Below are 17480 nucleotides of genomic sequence, written 5' to 3'. Positions count from 1 at the left end.
CAAAGTCATGCACCCAGTTGATTTGATTGAGCTTGCGGCAAAGCTGTCGCCATACTGATGGTTGAACTACGTAGACGAAAGTCCATATCCACCGATACAGTGACGGCCATCGCGGGGGCGACGGTTGGTCAAGCTGGCACTAGCGGTGGAGGAGGCGAAGAGGCTCGGGCCCGACCGGGTGAGCTTTCGCGTGACTTCGCGCGCCGGCCAGCTGGCTCACAAGGCCTTCGGCGAGACGATCATCGTCTATCAGCGGGCTCCCGATCTCGTGCTGTTCATGGGGAGCGGGCGCGTACTGGGCCTCGATTTCGAGGCGCCCGGCTTCGACAGCTTGCGGCTCGGCGACTACCGAGCCTTTCCCGCCCCGGTGCCAAGCGACGCCGCGGGCGAGGCGCGAGACCCGGGAGTCCGGCGCAGCCTGTCACTCGACGAGGCGAGGTTCGACGAAATCCTTCGACTGGCGGCGACGGCCGACGTCACGGCGCTTGCCGAGGCGCAGGCCGTTTTCGCGCATGACCGGCAGGCTGGGCTCGATGCCTATCTCAAGCTGCACGACCGGGTGCTGCAGCGCTGGAAGCACCGCTGCGTATTTACCGGAAAACAGTTCAGGCCCGCTGACACGCGGCCACACCCGCACCTGCGGGTGGTGGCGATCCGCCCCCGCGAGCTTGGCGGGCAGTTGCACGTCCGGAACTACTTGCCGATGGTGGCTGAGGTCGAGCACGCGTGGACGAGCGGGCACCTGACGCTCGGCCCGAGTTTCGGCTTCCAGGTTTCGGAGCGACTGATGGATCCGGAACTGCACGAGCGCTTATTGCCGCTTGGTCGGCTCGATCTACCAGGCGAGCCCTCGCTCTGGCCCGACCCCGAGTCTGTCGCCTACCACCGGCTGAACATCTTCGACCGCGACTAGTCGCGCTTCTTCGAGAAATCGATCATCCTCTGCACGGCGGCGCGGGCCGGTTCGAGCAGTTCGGGGGCCACTGTAACCTCTTCGGTCATGGTGTGGAGCGACCACAGGATGTTCTCGAGGTTGATGCGCTTCATGTGCGGGCAGATGTTGCAGCCGCGGAGGAAATCGACGCCCGTCGCTTCTGATGCGACGTTGTCCGACATTGAGCACTCGGTGACCATCACCACGCGCGGCGGCTTGTTCGACTTCACGTAGTCGATCATCGCGGCGGTCGAGCCGGAGAAGTCCACCGCGTCGATCACCTCCGGCGGGCACTCGGGGTGGGCGATGATTTTTGCCGTCGGATAGGCATGGCGCAGTTCGGCGATGTCGTCGGCGGTGAAGGTCTCGTGCACCTCGCACGAGCCGGCCCAGGTGATGATCTTCTTGCCAGTCTTTTTGGCGGTGTTCCGCGCCAGATACTGGTCGGGGATCATGATCACCGTGTCCCCGGGCACACCGTTGACGATGTCGACAGCGTTGGACGAGGTGCAGCAGACGTCGGTGACGGCTTTCACCGCAGCGGAAGTGTTCACGTAGGTGACCACCGGCACACCTGGATATTGCGCGCGCATGGCGATGACATCCTCGGGGGTGATCGAGGAGGCGAGCGAGCAGCCGGCGCGGCTGTCGGGGATCAGCACGGTCTTCTTGGGGTTCAGGATCTTGCTGGTCTCGGCCATGAAGTGCACACCGCACTGCACGATCACCGACTGCTTGACCTTGGTGGCTTCGATGGCGAGTTGCAGGCTGTCGCCGACGATATCGGCGACGCCGTGATAGATCTGCGGCGCCTGGTAGTTATGCGCCAGGATGACCGCGTCCTTTTCCTTCTTTAGCCGGTTGATCTGCAGGATCAGCGGCGCATAGAAGGGCCATTCGATCTCGGGGATACGGTCTTTCACTTTGTCGTAGACGCGGGAGGTCACGCGTTCGACCGCCTTGGTGAACTTGAGGTCGAAACTCTCCGCGAGGATGGCGCGAGCCTCCTCCAGCGGGGTGAGAGCATTGATAAGCTGCACCGGATCGTCCCTCCAGACCGGGGGAGACTTAAGGTCGATCGCGCCTCTTTTCAATGTGGTGATTTGGCTTGATCGACATGCGCCAAGTGCCTAACGCTCTCGCCGAACGTTCCGCACTCGAGGATTGCCATGCCGCAAGATGCCGCCGCCCTTCGCCAGACGCTTTCACTTGCGCCGGTGATCCCGGTCATCGTGCTCGACGACGTCTCGGCGGCACGTCCGCTGGCCGAAGCGCTGGTCGCCGGCGGCCTGCCGGTGCTGGAGGTGACGCTGCGCACTCCGCACGCGCTGCAGATCATCGAAGAGATGGCCAAGGTGCCCGGCGCCGTCGTCGGTTCGGGGACCGTGCGCTCGCCGCTGCAGATGGGCCATTCGGTTGATGCTGGTTGCCAGTTCATGGTGTCGCCGGGCGCTTCGCCGCGCCTGCTCGAGGCGGCCGAGGAGCACGCCATCCCGCTGCTGCCGGGTATCGGCACGCCAACCGAGGCTATGACGGCGTCGGAACATGGTTACTCGTTCCTTAAGTTCTTCCCGGCCGAGGCGCTGGGTGGGGTGAAGGTGCTGAAGGCCTATGCGAGCCCGCTTGCCGACATCACGTTCTGCCCGACCGGCGGCATCGATATGGCGAAGGCGAGGGAATACCTGGCGCTGCCGAATGTCATCTGTGTTGGCGGTTCCTGGATCATGCCGGCGGATGCGATCGCGAACAAGGACTGGAAGCGGATCGAGAAGCTGGCGCGCGAAGCCGCGGCGCTGAAGCAGGGCTGAGATCTCTTGCCTTCTCCCCCTGTGGGAGAAGGTGCCCGAAGGGCGGATGAGGGGTTGTCTCCACGCACCCCCGACCGCTCCTCGTTACACTCGGATCGCGCGACGCGAGCGTCGCGGACCCCTCATCCGGCCTGTCGGCCACCTTCTCCCACAAGGGGAGAAGGCGATCACGGAGATGGCGGTGCCAAAGAACGCGACCATCGGCCTCTCCCATCTCCGCATCACCCTGTCCGAGAGCTTCTACATCGGCCCAGGCCGAGCAGACCTGATGGAGCTGATCGCCGAAACGGGCTCGATCTCCGAGGCGGCGAAGCGCATGGGCATGTCGTACAAGCGGGCCTGGGGGCTGGTGCAGGTGCTGAACGAGGGGTTTGGGGCGCCGCTGGTCGAGGCATCGCGCGGCGGGAGTGCTCAGGGGGCGTCGCTTACCGAGGCGGGGCGCGAGGTGCTGGAGCGCTATCGCGGCATGCAGGAGGCGACGCGCAAGGCGATCGCCCGTGATGTCGAGGCGCTGGTTGCGCTGCAAGGCGATATGTCTGAGCGAAAATAACGCTTGCTGGCTGGCTCTCACGTTGGCACAACCATCGATATCCCCATTTGGATATATCGAGGGCTTCATGCGTCGGATCACATTTCTGCTTGGCGTCAGCCTGCTTGCGCTCACCGGCGCTCCGGCCTTTGCCGCCGACGTCAGCGCAGCGGTGGCTGCGAACTTCACCAAGCCGGCCGAAGAGCTCGGCGCGGCCTTCACCGCAAAGACCGGCGATACGGTGACCTTCAGCTTCGGCGCCACCGGGGCGCTCTACACCCAGATCAGCCAGGGCGCGCCGTTCGAGGTGTTCTTCGCCGCCGACAATAAGCGCCCGAAGCAGGCGGTGGCCGAGAGCTTTGCGGTCGATGGCACGGTGTTCACCTATGCCGTGGGCAAGGTGGTGCTGTATTCGCCGTCGCTCGACCTGACCGATGGCGCCGCGGTGCTGAAGGCCAATGAATTCCAGCACCTGTCGGTCGCCGATCCCAAGACCGCGCCCTATGGCGCCGCGGCGATGGAGACGCTCGACAAGCTCGGGTTGACCGAAGCACTGACGCCGAAGTACGTCACCGGCGAGAACATCAGCCAGGCGCTGCAGTTCATCGACACCGCCAATGCCGAGCTTGGCTTCGTGGCGCTCAGCCAGGTGATCGACAGGCCGGCGCCGCAGGTCTGGCGCGTGCCAGCCGAGGATTACGCGCCGATCCTGCAGGACGCGGTGCTGCTGAAGGCCGGCGAGGCCGATCCGGCGGCGGCCGCCTTCCTCGAGTTCTTGAAGGGCGACGAAGCCCGCGCCATCATCGAGAAATACGGCTACGAGGTTGGCTCGATAGATTGAGGGATGTGGGATGCTGAGCGCCAGTGAGATCGTCCAGCCCGTTGGGCTGACGCTGACGCTGGCGTTCATCGTCACCGCCATCCTGCTGGTCATCGGTACGCCGATCGCCTGGTGGCTCTGCCGCACCCGCTCCCCGTTGCAGGCTCCGGTCGCGGCGGTCGTGTCGCTCCCACTGGTGTTGCCGCCCACGGTGCTCGGGTTCTACCTGCTGCTGGCCTTCGGGCCGAACGGGCCGGGCGGCCTGCTCGCGCCGCTCTGGGGGGCGCGGACGCTTGCCTTCTCGTTCGAGGGGCTGGTCATCGCCTCGGTGATCTACTCGCTGCCCTTCATGGTCCAGCCGCTGCGTACTGCGTTCGAGGCGGTAGGCGACGATCCGCTCGAGGCGGCGGCGACCCTCGGCGCTGGGCCGTGGAAGACGTTCTTCCGCGTCGTCCTCCCCCTGTCGCGGGCGGGCTATCTCACCGGCGCGATCCTCACCTTTGCCCACACGGTTGGGGAGTTCGGCGTGGTGCTGATGATCGGCGGCAATATCCCGGGCAAGACCAAGGTGCTGTCGATCGCCATCTACGACTATGTCGAGCGGCTCGAATGGGGCAACGCCCACATCCTCGCTGCCGGCATGGTGGTGTTCGCGTTCGTAGTGATCACGGCGGTGATGCTGATCGACCGGCGGGTTGGGCGGGTGGTCGGCTAGGCCCGGCCATCCACCAACACGATGTCATTCCCGCGTAGGCGGGACCCTAGTGGGATGCTTCAGCACAAGCGGGCGTGGAGAGATCGCACTGGGTCCCCGCCTACGCGGGGATACGCCGGTGGGGGAGGGCAGTCCGAGGTCGCTCTAAGGCAGGCGCAACAGTTCCACGAACCGCTTCAGCGCCTTGCCCAGGCCCTTGCGCTTCTTCTGATCCAGGTCGGCGAACAGCGCTTCCTCGAGTTGCTCCCAGTTCGCTGCCAGCACTTCGCGGATGCGTGCTCCGCGCTCCGTCAGGGCCAGGCCCGGCACCAGGTCCGGGCCGATGGCCTGGCGGGCCACGATGTCCCGCTCGATCAGCCGGTCGAGCCGCGGCTGCAGGGCTTCCGGCTCCAACCCCAGTTCCTCGGCCAGCGCCGCCTCGCTCGCCCCGAGCTCGGCGTGCAGCACGAAGATCACGGCATCGTCGCCGGCTTCCAGCCCGCGGTCGAGCAGCGGCACCAGCAGCGCCTTGTGGGCGAGCTGGCCAGCTTCGATCAGCCGGTAAAGCGTTGAGCGGGCTTCGGGTTTGGTCATGGGTGGATAGATAGACTTCAGGATGGGTTCGAGCGACATGGGACCCAGTCTATCGTTAATCGGTAAACGACCAAGGGGCGGCATTGTTCACCCTATGCAGATGACTTAAGCGTGGAGAGCGTGTTCGGGTGGAACGCGCTCAGTCTACACATTTCAGGTCAGCAACGCATGAGCCAGGACCTCGCCCGCATCCGGGCTTTCGTGCAGGTGTTCGATGCCGGTGGCTTTTCCTCCGCGGCGCGGCAGCACGGGCGCTCCAAGGCGCTGCTGTCCAAATATGTCACCGACCTCGAGGATTATCTCGGCGTCCGGCTGATGAACCGTACCACCCGCAAGCTAAGCCTCACCGAAGCCGGCGAAGCCTATTATCGCGAGGCGAGCCAGCTCTTGCAGCAGCTCGACGACCTCGACGCCACGATCTCCGATCAGACCGCCGAGCCGCGTGGGCTGGTGCGGGTATCGGCGCCGCGCAATCTCGGCGAAACCACGCTGGCGCCGGCGATCTTCGCGTTCATCGCCAAGAACCCGCTGATGTCCGTCGATCTGCGGCTCGAGGATCGCTACGTCGATCTTGTCGAGGAGAGCGTCGACGTGGCGCTCCGCATCTCGACGCTGGCGGATTCCTCGCTCATCGCCCGCAAGATCTCGGACATGCGGCATGTCATCTGCGGTTCGCCGGAATTGGTGAAGCGCGTGGGGTTGCCGACCTCGGGCGAGGCGCTGCGCAACATGCCCTGCGTGCTCGATACCAACATGCCGTCGCACAGCTCCTGGCGCTTCATCGAGGATGGCAAGCCCCTGTCGGTGCACGTGTCCGGCCCGGCACGCGTAAATTCACCTGTGGCGGCCATGCAGGCGGCGCTTGCCGGCCTTGGCTTCGCCGTATTGCCGACCTACCTCGCTGACCCGCATATCGCCGAAGGGCGGCTGGTGCGCGTGCTCGAGGACCGGATGCCGGAAGGCCCGAGTCTGCAGGCCGTTTACCCGCACCGGCGGCATCTTGCCGGCAAGGTCCGCGCACTGATCGACCATCTGGTCGCCTGGTTCGCCGACAACCCGGTTAAGTAGATCTAGGCAACGGGGCAGGGCGTCGATGGCGGGTTTGTTGCGCAGGCTGGCGCTGGCTTCGGCAGCCGCTCTCGGTTTCGTTGGCGCCGCCCAGGCCCATCCGCATATCTTCATCGATGCCAAGGCGACCATCGTCTTCAACGACGCGGGCGAACTCTCCGAGATCCGCAACGCCTGGACCTTCGACGAGGCCTTCTCGGTCTGGCAGATCCAGGGCCTCGATACCAACAATGACGGCATCACCTCGTCCGAGGAGATGCAGGAGCTGGCTGACGAGAACATCAAGGGGCTCGGCGAGTACAACTTCTACACCTCCGCCGGCGAGACAGCTGCGTCCATACCGTTCACCTCGACCGGCCCCGGCAAGTTCGAGTTCCGGAACAACCGCTCGACGCTGAGTTTTTCCATCGCGCCGCAGCAGCCGTACCGGATCAAGAACAAGCTCGAGATCGCCATTGCCGACCCCGAGTACTATGTGGCGATCGCCTTCAACGCGCCCGCCGATGTGACGCTGGAGAACGCTCCGGCTGGGTGTGCCGTGCACATGGAGCCGCCGCGCGAGCTGTCGCCCGACCTGCAGGCGCGGCTGTTCGACCTGTCGCCCGACGTGACGCAGTTGCCGCCCGACCTGGAAGCGGCGGTACGCGGATCACAGGGCGCCATCGTGCTCGATTGCGCCGGCGCAGCGCCGCCCAAGGAAGCGGCCACCGCTGTCGAGGCCGTAACGCAGGTGGCCGAGGCCAAGCCGGCGCTGCCGTTCGGAGGCCCGCCGCCCGAGCCGGGGTTCAAGCTGCCCAAGACCGGCTTTCTCGGCTGGGTTTCGCAGATGCAGTCCGATTTCTACCAGGCGCTCACGGCTGCGCTGGGCAAACTCAAGACCGACTATACCGCGTTCTGGGTGCTGGGCGGGCTGAGCTTCCTCTACGGGGTGTTTCACGCCGCCGGCCCCGGGCACGGCAAGGTGGTGATCGGGTCGTACATGCTGGCCAACGAGCGGCAGGTGCGGAGGGGCATCGGGCTGAGCTTTGCCGCGGCGATGATGCAGTCGCTGGTGGCGGTGATCTTCGTCGGCGTGGCGGCGGCGATTCTCGGGCTATCGAGCGTTGCCATGAACCACGCCGTCGGCTGGATCGAGAAGGCCTCGTATGGGCTCGTCGCGCTGCTCGGGCTGTGGTTGATCGCGCGAAAGCTGTTTGGCTGGGGCGGCCACTCGCACGACCATGGCCCCGATCTCACCGCCAAGGCGCACCAACATCTCCACGCCGGCGAAGCGCCGAAGCACGCGTTGCTGAGCGAGCGAGGCCAGAGCTTCAATTTCCGCTCCAGCCTGCAGCCGGCGGATGGTCCGCGGCTCGATGCGTATGGCCGGGTGCCGGGCGACGCGCATTACGGCCACGACCACGGCGATCACGGCGACGATCACGACCATGGGCATCATCACGTGGTGACCGCCGAGCAAACCGGCGGCGATTGGCGCGAGCAACTGGGCGTGGTGCTCGGTGTCGGGCTGCGGCCCTGCTCGGGGGCGCTGGTGGTGCTGGTGTTTGCGCTGAGCCAGGGCATCCTCGCGGCCGGTATCGCCGCGGTGTTCCTGATGGGCCTCGGCACGGCGATCACCGTGTCGGCGCTGGCGGTGCTGGCGGTCGGTGCCAAGGGCTTTGCGACGCGCTATCTCGGCTCCGAAGGTAAGATCGGCAGCCGGCTGGTCTGGTGGGCTGAACTCATCGGCGCGCTGGTGGTGTTTGCGTTCGGCGCAGTGCTGCTGCTCGCCAGTTTCTGAGCCTGCCGCGACACCCTTGCACTTGTGTTCGGGGCGGCCCTGACTATGTTGCGCGCCAACAACGTTTCAAGCTACAGGCCAGCCCATGGCAACCGGACTTCCTGCCGGACACCCCCCGATTGCGACGCCGAAGGTCGGGGTGCTGCTGCTCAATCTGGGCACTCCCGACGGTACCGACTACTGGTCGGTGCGTCGCTATCTCAGCGAATTCCTCTCCGACAAGCGCGTCATCGAGGCATCGCCGTGGATTTGGCAGCCGGTGCTGCAGGGCGTGATCCTCACCACCCGGCCGCAGAAGAGCGGCGCCAACTACGAGCGCATCTGGGACAAGGAGCTGGACGAGAGCCCGCTTCGCGTCATCACGCGCAAGCAGGCGACCAAGCTGCAGGAGCGGCTGGGCAAGAACATCGTGGTCGAGTTCGCCATGCGCTATGGCAACCCGTCGACCAAGTCGGGCATCGATGCGCTGCAGGCCGCCGGATGCCAGAAGATTCTCCTCGCGCCGCTCTATCCGCAATACTCGGCGACCACCACGGCGACCGCCAACGACAAGGCGTTCGATGCGCTGAAGACGATGCGCTGGCAGCCAGCGATCCGTACGCTCCCGGCGTATTTCGATGAGCAGGCCTATGTCGAGGCGCTGGCGCAGAGCATCGCCGATGGCGTCGCAGCCCTGGATTTCACTCCCGACCTGATCCTCACCTCGTATCACGGCATGCCGGTCGAGTACCTCGAGAAGGGCGACCCGTACCATTGCCAGTGCCTCAAAACGACGCGGCTGGTGCGCGAGCACCTGGGCTGGTCCGAAGAAAAGCTGAAGGTGACGTTCCAGAGCCGGTTCGGGCCGACCAAGTGGCTCGAGCCCTACACCGACGCGACGCTGATGGCGCTGCCCGGCCAGGGGGTGAAACGGGTTGCGGTGGTCGCGCCGGCCTTCTCGGTCGATTGCATCGAGACACTTGAGGAGATCGCCATCACCGGCCGCGAGCAGTTCGAACATGCCGGCGGCGAGCGCTATGCGTACATCCCGTGTCTCAATGACAGCGAGCTGGGGATGGGCATGCTGGAGAGCGTGATCCGCAAGGAATTGGCGGGGTGGGTTTAGGCACTGGCGGTGCCTAGAGCTTCAGATCCTTCAGCGGCCCCGCCACCGCCTCCACCATGCCCTTGGTGATCGACTGGGTCAGGTCGAAATATCCCACCCACGGATCCGGCTCCTGCGCCTTGGCCGCGGCGGCTTCGATCTCGAACAGGTTGGCCGCCTTGATCGTCTCGAGTTCATCCCAGCCGACCGGCACGGCGCAGGGCGCGTTGGGGCGGGCGCGGGTGGAGAACGGGGCGATCGCGGTCGAGCCGCGCTCGTTGCGCAGGTAGTCGACGAACATCCGGCCCTTGCGCTCGACCTTGCGGATGTTGGCGGTGAAACTGTCGGGCTCGTTGTCCTCGAGCTTTTGCGCGAAGGTGCGGCAGAACAGCTTGACCAAAGGCCACTCGGTCACCGGTTTCAGCGGTGCGATGACGTGGATGCCCTTGCCGCCAGTGACCATCGGGAAGCTCTTCAGCCCCCATTCGCCGAGCACGTCGCGGATATGGATGGCGGCCTGGCGGGTCACCTTGAAGTCGAGGCCCTCGTCCGGATCGATATCGAAGATGATGCGGTCGGGCTTTTCCAGGGTATCGATATGGCTGCCCCAGATGTGGAACTCGAGCGTCGACATCTGCACGCCGGCGACGATGCCGGCGAGGTCGTCGACATAGAAATGGTCTTCCCGTTCGCTTTCCTTGAGCTCGATGGCGACGCGCTTCATCACATCGGGAAAGCCGCCGGTATCGTGCTTCTGGAAGAACGGCTTGCTGCCGCGCGGCACGCGGACGAGGCTCAGGGCGCGCTTTTCGATATGGGGCAGCATGCGCTCGGCCACGGCATCGTAATAGGCGACGAGTTGGCCCTTGGTAACGCCGCCGTCCGGCAGCGCCTCGCGGTCAGGGCTGGTGAGCCGCACGCCGAGCCGCTCGGCCACGGCTATCCCCATGTCGTCGGTGAGCTTCATGGCCTTGAGCTTAGCCGCTGATTTCCGCTTTGTCGCCACGGGCTTGGGCGCCTTGGTTTCCAGTTTCACTTCGCGGGCGGGCTTATCCTTCCTGAGTCCGACGAAGGACGGATGACGCAACACTCCGTCTGGGGTGAACTCCGTGAAGTCGACTTCAGCGACCAGTTCCGGCTCGATCCATTTCGCCCGGCGCGAGATATCGCGCGGCACGGTCTCGAAGGCCGGGGTCTTCCGCGCCCGCTTGTCCATCTCCGCCTGCAATTCCGCGGCGCTCTTCGCATTGAAGCCGGTGCCGACGCGGCCACGATAGACCAGCTTGCCGTGCTCCCACGTCCCCAGCAGCAGCGAGGCGAAACCCTTGTGCTTGTCCGATGGCCGCCAGCCGCCGATGACGAATTCCTGCCGGTTGGTGCATTTGATCTTCAGCCACGTGCGGGTGCGCTCATGCCGGTAGGGCGCGTCGGCAAGCTTGGCGATCACCCCCTCCTGGTGTGCCTCGCACATCGCCTTGAACACTTCGTCGCCGTGTCCGCGCACGTGATCGGAGTACTGCACCTCGGCATGCTGGTTCACCCTGCCAATGAGCTTCCGTAGTCGCTCCTTGCGCTCCAGCAGCGGCAGCTTCTCGAGGTTCTCGCCGTCCTGTTCGAGGATGTCGAAGACGAAGTAGACCAGCGGTCCGCCGCTCGACAGCGCGTCCTTCAGCGTCGAGAAGTCGGTGCGGCCGTCCTTGAACGAGCAGATTTCGCCGTCGAGCAGTACGGAGCCCTTGGTGAGCTTGGACAGCGGCTCGACGAGTCGGCCGAACTGCGTCGTCCAGTCGTTGCCGTTGCGAGTGAACAGCCGCGCTTCCGGCCCGGCGACCGAGGCGATGCAGCGGTAGCCGTCGAACTTCATCTCGAACAGCCAGTCGCTACCGCTGGGGATTTCCTCTACCAGCGTCGCCAATTGCGGCTCGCGGAAATCCGGCAGTGCCACGGCCTTGCCGCCCGTCCATACCTTAGCGTTCGAATCCCCCTCGGCTTCCGCCTTCGCCGCCTTCTTCCGCGGCTTGTTACCCTTGGCGATGCCGGAGAGGTCGCGGCCGGTTTCGACGCTGGTGGTGAACTTCTCGGTGAGGCCGTCGGTGTCGGTGGAGTGGTCGTCGCGGTGCTTGATCAGCAGCCAGTTCTCGCGGGTGCCGTTCTTCGTCTTGTTGTCGCGGCCCTTCATGTGGACGAGCACCCACTCGCCCTTCATGCGCTTGCCGTTGAGCCGGAATTTCAGATCGCCCCCATCGAGGCCCTCGTGCGGATCGCCGACGGGCTCCCAGGTGCCTTCGTCCCACAGCATCACCGTGCCGCCGCCATATTCGCCTTCGGGAATGGTGCCCTCGAAGGCGCCGTAGTCGAGCGGATGGTCCTCGACCCGTACGGCCAGCCGCTTGTCGGCGGGGTTGGTGGATGGTCCCTTGGTGATGGCCCAGCTCTTGAGCACGCCGTCGAGTTCGAGGCGGAAGTCGTAATGCAGCCTCGTGGCATCGTGCTTTTGCACCACGAAGCGCAGCGGCTTGCCCTTGGCGGCGCGCTTCGCCTTCTTGCCGGAGGGTTCCGAGGTTTTGGCGAAGTCGCGCTTCGCCTGGTAATCCCTAAGCAATTCGCTGGGGGTGGCAGACATCTCAGCTCGCCTTCTTGCGTGGGGTGGCCTTGGCCAGCGCCTTGGACTTGCTGGCGCTGCCGCCTTCGAGACTCTTCTTCAGCGCGGCCATCAGGTCGACGACGTTGTCGCCGCGGGGCGAGCGGCTTGGCTCTTCGACATCGGTGGTGATCTTGCGGCCCTTCGATTTCAGCTTCCGGCCAATGAGTTCACGCAAGGCCGCCTGGTAGTGATCCTTGAACGCCTTGGGATCGAATTTCTCGGTCTTCTTCTCGATCAGCGCTGTCGCCACATCGAGCAGGTCCTCGTCGCTGGATTTGGCTGGAATGTCGGAGAAGAAGCTGTCGGACTTCTTCAGCTCATCCTCGTAGTGCAGCGTTTCGAGCAGGATGCCCTTGCCGCAGGGCTTGATCGAAACGAGGTATTCCTTGCCGCGCAACGCCAGTTGGCCCAGCCCAACCTTCTTTGCCTTGCGCAGCGCATCGCGCACGACACGGAACGCGTCCTCGGCCAGTTCGTCAGCGGGGGTCAGGAAGTAGGGCGTGTCAAAGTACATCGGCGGGATCTCGTCCTCATCGACGAATTGCACCAGCTCCAGGGTCTTCCGCGTCTCCAGCTTCACCGCATCGATCTCGTCATCGGTGAGCAGGACATAGTCGCCCTTCTCGTACTCGAACCCCTTGCGGATCTCGTCTTTCTCCACCGGGCCGACGCCATCAACCACCTTCTCGTAGTGGATTGGCTTGCCGGTCGGCTCGTGGATCTGGCGGAAACTCGGCTTGGCGCCAGATTTCGTGGCCGTGAACATTTCCACGGGAATCGAAACGAGAGAAAGGCGTAACTGGCCTTTCCAGATTGGACGGGTGGCGGGCATGGTCTCAACTCGCGAACGATTGGTCGATCATTCAACGGCATTTGCCGCCCGAGTGTTCCCACCGGCTAGCGACGGATAAAGACCAACCAACATTGCGCCGACTCCGCCCCGCACATACATATTTCGCAATGGGCCGGGCACGTGGAAGGGGACGAGGCATGGACTTTCTGGAACTCGATGGGTTGAGCCTGACGCTGATCACGCTGGGCGTGCTCGCCGTGCTGGTGCTGTTCGCCGGCGCCAAGGTGGTTCCGCAGGGCTATAACTACACGGTGGAACGGTTCGGGCGGTATATCCGCACGCTGAAGCCGGGTCTCAGCCTGATCATCCCGTTCATCGACGGCATTGGCCGCAAGATGAACATGATGGAGCAGGTGGTCGATGTCCCGCACCAGGAAGTCATCACCCGCGACAACGCCACGGTCACCGTCAATGGCGTGAATTTCTACCAGATCCTCGATGCCGCGGCCGCTGCCTACGAAGTGGCGCAGCTGGACCTCGCGGTGCAGAACCTGACCATGACCAACATTCGTACGGTCATGGGCTCGATGGACCTCGACCAGTTGCTGAGCAACCGCGACGAGATCAACCAGCGCCTGCTCAAGGTGGTGGACGCGGCGGTGTCGCCCTGGGGCCTCAAGATCACCCGCATCGAAATCAAGGACATCGATCCGCCCAAGGACCTTATCGACTCGATGGGCCGGCAGATGAAGGCGGAGCGCGAAAAGCGCGCGCTGATCCTCGAAGCCGAGGGCAAGCGGCAGGCCGCGATCCTCCAGGCCGAGGGGCAAAAGCAGAGCCAGGTGCTCGAGGCCGAGGGCCGGCGCGAAGCGGCGTTCCGCGATGCCGAGGCGCGCGAGCGTTCGGCGGAAGCCGAAGCCAAGGCGACGCAGGTGGTGTCGGACGCCATTGCCTCGGGCAATGTGCAGGCGATCAATTACTTCGTTGCCAATAACTACATCAAGGCGCTCGAAGCGCTTGCCAAGTCGCCGAACCAGAAGGTGCTGATGCTGCCGGTCGAAGCGGCCAGCGTGATCGGCGCCATTGGTGGCATCGCCGAGATTGCCCGCGAAACCTTCGGCGCCGAAAAGCCGGCGACGCGGCCGTCCAGCGGCCGCCCGCCGTCCACCACGTAACCCACGCCAACCCAGGAGGCAGACATGCAGGTCCTCGACTTCATCGCCACCCACGGCGCGTGGTCATGGATAGTGGCGGGATTGGTTCTCCTGGCGCTCGAGCTGGTGGTGCCCGGCGGTGTGCTGGTGTGGCTCGGCGCTGCGGCGCTTATCACCGGGCTCGGCGCGCTGTTCATCGACATCTTCTGGCCGCTGCAGTTCGTGATCTTCGGCGTCCTGGCGCTGGTCAGCATCTGGCTGTGGCTCAGGTTCCGCGGCCCGGGCGTGGTGTCCGACCGGCCGTTCCTCAACCAGCGCGCCAACCGCTTTATCGGCCACGAGGCCGTGCTCGACGAACCAATCCGCGATGGTTTTGGTCGGTTGTCGCTCGATGACACGGTGTGGCGCGTGCAGGGCCCCGATCTCGCCGCCGGTTCGCGCGTGCGGATCGTCGAGGCGCACGGGGCGCTATTGAAGGTCGAAGCCGCCTAAGGCCTAAGGTCCACCGGCACCGGCGGCTTCTGGAATTTCAGCAGGATCGAGACGCGTTGGTTGGCGCTGAGATAGGGGTCGTTCGGAAAGAACGGATCGGTGGCGCCGCGGCCGGTGACCGATCGCAGCCGATCCGGTGCCAGGCCGAATTCCTCGAGGATCTGCCGCACCACGTTGGCGCGGTCGAAGCTCAGCTCCCATTCGCCATAGCGCGGGTTGTCGTAGGTGCCGCCGGCCGAGGTGTGCCCGGTGATCTCGATCTGGTTTGGCAGCTTGTTGATCAGCGGCGCCAGCGCGGCGATGGCCTTGCGGGTGATCTCGTAGGGATATTTCGAGCCCTCGGGGAACATGGCGCGGCCCTGCTGATCGGCGATGACGATGTTCAGCCCGTCCTCGGTGTTCTCGACGATCAGGTTGTCCGCCAGCGCGGTGATGTCGGGCTGGTCCTGCCAAGCCTGCTTCAGGCTGGCCGCGGCCAGCGCATACTGGGCCGCACGCTCAAGGGAGGTCCGCTCGTCGGCGAAAGTGTTGGCTTCCTGCCCCTGACTCTGATTTTCCTGCTGGTCTTCGGTCGCGAACTCGGTATCGGCCTTGGTCTGGGTGGTTGCGACGCTCTTGAGATAGTCGCGCTCGGGGTTGCCCTGCCGCTCGATCATGCCGGTCATCTGCGAGAACGGCTGGATGCCGAAGGCGTCCTGCACGGAGCCGGCCGCCATGTTCAGCTTTTCCTGGTCTTGCACCGAAAAGCTCAGCAGCATGACGAAGAACGCCATCAGCAGGCTCATCAGGTCGGCGAACGAGATAACCCAGGCGCCGCCATGGCCGCCGCTGCCGATGGCCTTCTTGCGATGGATGGCCATCACGCGGCTTCCAGCAGTTTTTCGCGGGTGTGCAGCGGCAGGAAGCTCGCCAGCTCGTCGCGGATGGTGTTGGGGCTGCGGCCCTCGCGGATCATAACCAGCGCCTCGATGATGAGGCTGCGGTTGGTGCCCTCCTCGGTGGCGCGGTTGGCCAGCTTGTCGGCGATAGGGAGCGCGAAGACGTTGGCGAGCACCGCGCCATAGAGCGTGGTCAGCAGGGCGATGGCCATGCCGGGGCCGATCTTCTTGGGATCGTCCATGTGGCCGAACATCGAGACGAGGCCGATCAGCGTGCCGACCATGCCCATGCCGGGCGCGGCTTCGCCGAATGCCTTGAATATCTTGTGGCTTTCCTCGATGCGCTCGTAATCGAGATCGCGCTCGCGCTCCAGCGAAGCGCGGATGGCCTCGGCCGAGAAGCCGTCGGCGATCATGCGGACGCCGCGCTTGAAGAACGGATCCTCGACCTGCACGTTCTCGAGCGCGATCGGGCCCTGCCGCCGCATCGTCTCGGCGATCTCCGCGATCTGGTCGATGAGGTGGTTGGTCGAGACGTGCTTGTAGAACAGCACCGACTTGAAGCCATTGACCGTGCCATTGGCAAAGCCGGCCATCGTGTAGCGCGCCATCACCGCCATGATGCCACCGCCCACCACGACGACCGTCGCCAGCAGGTTGATGAAGCTCATGGGGCTTGAGCCTTCGAGCAGGATCGCGCCGAACAGCATGGCGAAGCCGCCAACGATCCCGATGAGGGTTGCGATATCCATGGTCGTGAGCCCCGACGCTGCAAATATAGGCTAAAAGCCGAGGCCTATCCTGACCCCCACCGAATAATTCCCATTTAAGAGCAAGGGTTAACGGGTGGTTTTGTGATTGGCGGCCGGGCTGGGGCAAGGCTTCCTTAACCATAAGCTGCAAGGGTTCGTTGAGGATTATCCGGCGGGACGCTGCAGCTGATGGGAACGAGGAGAGCCGGCATTGCCGCAAGCGCCACGGCGCTGGCGCTGCTCGTCGTCCCCACCATGGCGGGCGAGTTCAACCCGCTGGGCGATGGATCGGGCACCAACAATGCCGACCTGACCCGCGACGCCACCGCCGACTGCGACAATTGCCGCGCCACGCCGCCCTATGAATGGGGCGACGCGCCGTTCGATCTCGACTGGAGCCTCGGCCTGCGTGGTGGCATCACGGATGATGGCAGCGAGCAGACCTACCAACTGATCGCACTGCCGAGCTTCACACTGCGGCACGAAACCATCCGCGGCGGCTATGATGTCGGACTGAAGGGCGAGCTCACTTACGACCTCGATGGCACTGCGCGCATCGACTCGATCGCCGGCACGGCGGGCGGCGAGTACGAGCTCGATGCGCTGACCACGCTGGCCGGCCGGGGCAACCTCATCGTGTCGCAGGACGATCCGGACGCGCCCAACGTTGCATCCGAGCCGGTGGTGATCTCGGGCGATGGCGAAGTCAGCGCATCGCGCGACCTCGGCGCGTTCAATGTGGCAGTGCGCGGTAGCGCAAGCCGGGTGGTCAATGGCGAGACCGTCTACGTCGACAATTCGACCAGCGACAACAGCTTCCAGAACACTACCGGCTACGGTGCGGGCGCCCGCCTCGGTTATGAGCTGACGCCGGGCCTCGTCGCCTTCGTCGACGCCGAGGCCGACTACCTGACCTACGACCAACCGTCGCCGAGCCTCCTGGTCAAGCTCGACAATGTCACCTACGCGGGCCGCGCCGGGCTCACTGCCAAGTTCAACGAAACGCTCGAACTGGAAGGCTCGCTCGGGCTTGGCTACAGCGATTTCGCCGACAGTTCGCTCTTGGATTTTTCCGCCGTGCTCTACGACGCCAAGGCGACCTTCCGGCCTGACGAAACACTGACGCTTTCCGGCACGTTCTCGACCACCATCTCGTCGCCTGGCACCACTTCGGACGCGACTTCGAAACTCACCTACGCAGCGGTGGGCGACATCAGCTACCAGGTGAACCCGTGGCTGCGGCTGCGCGCCGACGCGCAGTGGAGCGAGGCGCACTACCAGGGCATCGACAACGACGAATACAAATGGGGTTTTGGTGCGGGAGCGGATTACCTGCTCAACGAGCACACCGACCTCACGGCCGATTACAGCTTCCTCCGCACCGAAAAGACGCCGGCCCCGGCCACCGATGAGCACCAGGTGACCCTGGGGGTCACCTTCCACAAGTAATCGCGCC

At 64.7% G+C, this 17480-nt stretch carries 17 protein-coding genes; 11 read left to right on the top strand and 6 right to left on the bottom strand.

Features of this window, described 5'->3' with window-relative positions; genetic code table 11:
• Positions 1-124: 124 nt before the first annotated feature.
• Positions 125-913 carry a hypothetical protein gene (locus tag AC1DYL_RS11735; protein WP_477173251.1) on the top strand — a complete coding sequence of 263 codons (789 nt, stop codon included), beginning with the start codon at positions 125-127 and terminating at the stop codon, positions 911-913.
• Here the strand turns inward: AC1DYL_RS11735 and nadA are convergent.
• Entirely contained in the window at positions 910-1965 is a 1056-nt protein-coding gene (gene nadA, locus AC1DYL_RS11730) for a quinolinate synthase NadA (protein ID WP_477157173.1), read from the bottom strand. The two genes, AC1DYL_RS11735 and nadA, sit on opposite strands and share 4 nt — an antisense overlap.
• Positions 1966-2103: 138 nt before the next feature.
• Between nadA and eda the strand changes: the two genes are divergently transcribed.
• The 4 genes from eda to modB all read left to right on the top strand — a co-directional run bounded on the left by eda (position 2104) and on the right by modB (position 4806).
• Positions 2104-2742 (top strand): bifunctional 4-hydroxy-2-oxoglutarate aldolase/2-dehydro-3-deoxy-phosphogluconate aldolase, encoded by a 639-nt coding sequence (gene eda, locus AC1DYL_RS11725; protein WP_477173250.1) that lies wholly within the window; start codon positions 2104-2106, stop codon positions 2740-2742.
• A 181-nt stretch (positions 2743-2923) separates the two neighbouring features.
• Positions 2924-3292 (top strand): winged helix-turn-helix domain-containing protein, encoded by a 369-nt coding sequence (locus AC1DYL_RS11720; RefSeq protein ID WP_477173249.1) that lies wholly within the window; start codon positions 2924-2926, stop codon positions 3290-3292.
• Positions 3293-3359: 67 nt separating this feature from the next.
• Positions 3360-4112 carry a molybdate ABC transporter substrate-binding protein gene (modA, locus tag AC1DYL_RS11715; RefSeq protein ID WP_477173248.1) on the top strand — a complete coding sequence of 251 codons (753 nt, stop codon included), beginning with the start codon at positions 3360-3362 and terminating at the stop codon, positions 4110-4112.
• A 10-nt stretch (positions 4113-4122) separates the two neighbouring features.
• Positions 4123-4806: a molybdate ABC transporter permease subunit gene (gene modB / locus AC1DYL_RS11710; protein WP_477173247.1), complete on the top strand. Its 684-nt coding sequence runs from the start codon at positions 4123-4125 to the stop codon at positions 4804-4806.
• Between the two features lie 144 nt (positions 4807-4950).
• Here the strand turns inward: modB and AC1DYL_RS11705 are convergent, their stop codons facing one another.
• Positions 4951-5418 carry a MarR family winged helix-turn-helix transcriptional regulator gene (locus tag AC1DYL_RS11705; RefSeq protein ID WP_477173246.1) on the bottom strand — a complete coding sequence of 156 codons (468 nt, stop codon included), beginning with the start codon at positions 5416-5418 and terminating at the stop codon, positions 4951-4953.
• Positions 5419-5547: 129 nt separating this feature from the next.
• Here AC1DYL_RS11705 and AC1DYL_RS11700 point away from each other — a divergent pair, with 129 nt between their 5' ends.
• From AC1DYL_RS11700 to hemH, 3 genes are all read left to right on the top strand, one after another.
• Positions 5548-6447, top strand: coding sequence for a LysR family transcriptional regulator (locus tag AC1DYL_RS11700; RefSeq protein ID WP_477149935.1), 900 nt, complete (start codon positions 5548-5550; stop codon positions 6445-6447).
• A gap of 25 nt (positions 6448-6472) precedes the next feature.
• Positions 6473-8227, top strand: coding sequence for a HoxN/HupN/NixA family nickel/cobalt transporter (locus tag AC1DYL_RS11695; protein ID WP_477173245.1), 1755 nt, complete (start codon positions 6473-6475; stop codon positions 8225-8227).
• A gap of 85 nt (positions 8228-8312) precedes the next feature.
• Complete coding sequence (gene hemH, locus AC1DYL_RS11690; RefSeq protein ID WP_477173244.1) at positions 8313-9332, top strand: ferrochelatase; 1020 nt, start codon at positions 8313-8315, stop codon at positions 9330-9332.
• Positions 9333-9345: 13 nt separating this feature from the next.
• On the opposite strand, the gene ligD is transcribed toward hemH, so the two are convergent.
• Together ligD and ku are read right to left on the bottom strand one after the other, a co-directional pair.
• Complete coding sequence (gene ligD / locus AC1DYL_RS11685; protein WP_477173243.1) at positions 9346-11934, bottom strand: DNA ligase D; 2589 nt, start codon at positions 11932-11934, stop codon at positions 9346-9348.
• 1 nt (position 11935) lies between these two features.
• Positions 11936-12787, bottom strand: coding sequence for a non-homologous end joining protein Ku (ku, locus tag AC1DYL_RS11680; RefSeq protein WP_477149931.1), 852 nt, complete (start codon positions 12785-12787; stop codon positions 11936-11938).
• Positions 12788-12945: 158 nt separating this feature from the next.
• Here ku and AC1DYL_RS11675 point away from each other — a divergent pair, with 158 nt between their 5' ends.
• Positions 12946-13923, top strand: a complete 978-nt coding sequence (locus AC1DYL_RS11675) for an SPFH domain-containing protein (protein WP_477173242.1) — start codon at positions 12946-12948, stop codon at positions 13921-13923.
• A gap of 24 nt (positions 13924-13947) precedes the next feature.
• Positions 13948-14394, top strand: a complete 447-nt coding sequence (locus tag AC1DYL_RS11670) for an NfeD family protein (protein WP_477149929.1) — start codon at positions 13948-13950, stop codon at positions 14392-14394.
• Here the strand turns inward: AC1DYL_RS11670 and AC1DYL_RS11665 are convergent.
• Together AC1DYL_RS11665 and AC1DYL_RS11660 are read right to left on the bottom strand one after the other, a co-directional pair.
• Entirely contained in the window at positions 14391-15254 is an 864-nt protein-coding gene (locus AC1DYL_RS11665) for an OmpA/MotB family protein (RefSeq protein WP_477173241.1), read from the bottom strand. The genes AC1DYL_RS11670 and AC1DYL_RS11665 overlap by 4 nt on opposite strands.
• Positions 15254-16024: a motility protein A gene (locus AC1DYL_RS11660; RefSeq protein ID WP_477149927.1), complete on the bottom strand. Its 771-nt coding sequence runs from the start codon at positions 16022-16024 to the stop codon at positions 15254-15256. The genes AC1DYL_RS11665 and AC1DYL_RS11660 overlap by 1 nt, the downstream gene beginning before the upstream one ends.
• A gap of 189 nt (positions 16025-16213) precedes the next feature.
• Between AC1DYL_RS11660 and AC1DYL_RS11655 the strand changes: the two genes are divergently transcribed.
• Positions 16214-17473 carry an outer membrane beta-barrel protein gene (locus AC1DYL_RS11655; protein ID WP_477173240.1) on the top strand — a complete coding sequence of 420 codons (1260 nt, stop codon included), beginning with the start codon at positions 16214-16216 and terminating at the stop codon, positions 17471-17473.
• Positions 17474-17480: the final 7 nt, after the last annotated feature.

The organism is Devosia sp. P1_H9, assembly GCF_056405135.1.
This window is presented reverse-complemented; position numbering and strand designations above follow the sequence as displayed.

Excerpts from the sequence above, each read along its gene's own strand:
- AC1DYL_RS11705 (WP_477173246.1), bottom strand. The coding sequence starts at position 5,418 with ATGTCGCTCGAACCCATCCTGAAGTCTATCTATCCACCCATGACCAAA.
- AC1DYL_RS11675 (WP_477173242.1), top strand. The coding sequence starts at position 12,946 with ATGGACTTTCTGGAACTCGATGGGTTGAGCCTGACGCTGATCACGCTG.
- AC1DYL_RS11695 (WP_477173245.1), top strand. The coding sequence starts at position 6,473 with ATGGCGGGTTTGTTGCGCAGGCTGGCGCTGGCTTCGGCAGCCGCTCTC.
- AC1DYL_RS11655 (WP_477173240.1), top strand. The coding sequence starts at position 16,214 with ATGGGAACGAGGAGAGCCGGCATTGCCGCAAGCGCCACGGCGCTGGCG.
- modA (WP_477173248.1), top strand. The coding sequence starts at position 3,360 with ATGCGTCGGATCACATTTCTGCTTGGCGTCAGCCTGCTTGCGCTCACC.
- hemH (WP_477173244.1), top strand. The coding sequence starts at position 8,313 with ATGGCAACCGGACTTCCTGCCGGACACCCCCCGATTGCGACGCCGAAG.
- AC1DYL_RS11660 (WP_477149927.1), bottom strand. The coding sequence starts at position 16,024 with ATGGATATCGCAACCCTCATCGGGATCGTTGGCGGCTTCGCCATGCTG.
- eda (WP_477173250.1), top strand. The coding sequence starts at position 2,104 with ATGCCGCAAGATGCCGCCGCCCTTCGCCAGACGCTTTCACTTGCGCCG.
- modB (WP_477173247.1), top strand. The coding sequence starts at position 4,123 with ATGCTGAGCGCCAGTGAGATCGTCCAGCCCGTTGGGCTGACGCTGACG.
- ligD (WP_477173243.1), bottom strand. The coding sequence starts at position 11,934 with ATGTCTGCCACCCCCAGCGAATTGCTTAGGGATTACCAGGCGAAGCGC.
- ku (WP_477149931.1), bottom strand. The coding sequence starts at position 12,787 with ATGCCCGCCACCCGTCCAATCTGGAAAGGCCAGTTACGCCTTTCTCTC.
- AC1DYL_RS11665 (WP_477173241.1), bottom strand. The coding sequence starts at position 15,254 with ATGGCCATCCATCGCAAGAAGGCCATCGGCAGCGGCGGCCATGGCGGC.
- AC1DYL_RS11670 (WP_477149929.1), top strand. The coding sequence starts at position 13,948 with ATGCAGGTCCTCGACTTCATCGCCACCCACGGCGCGTGGTCATGGATA.
- AC1DYL_RS11700 (WP_477149935.1), top strand. The coding sequence starts at position 5,548 with ATGAGCCAGGACCTCGCCCGCATCCGGGCTTTCGTGCAGGTGTTCGAT.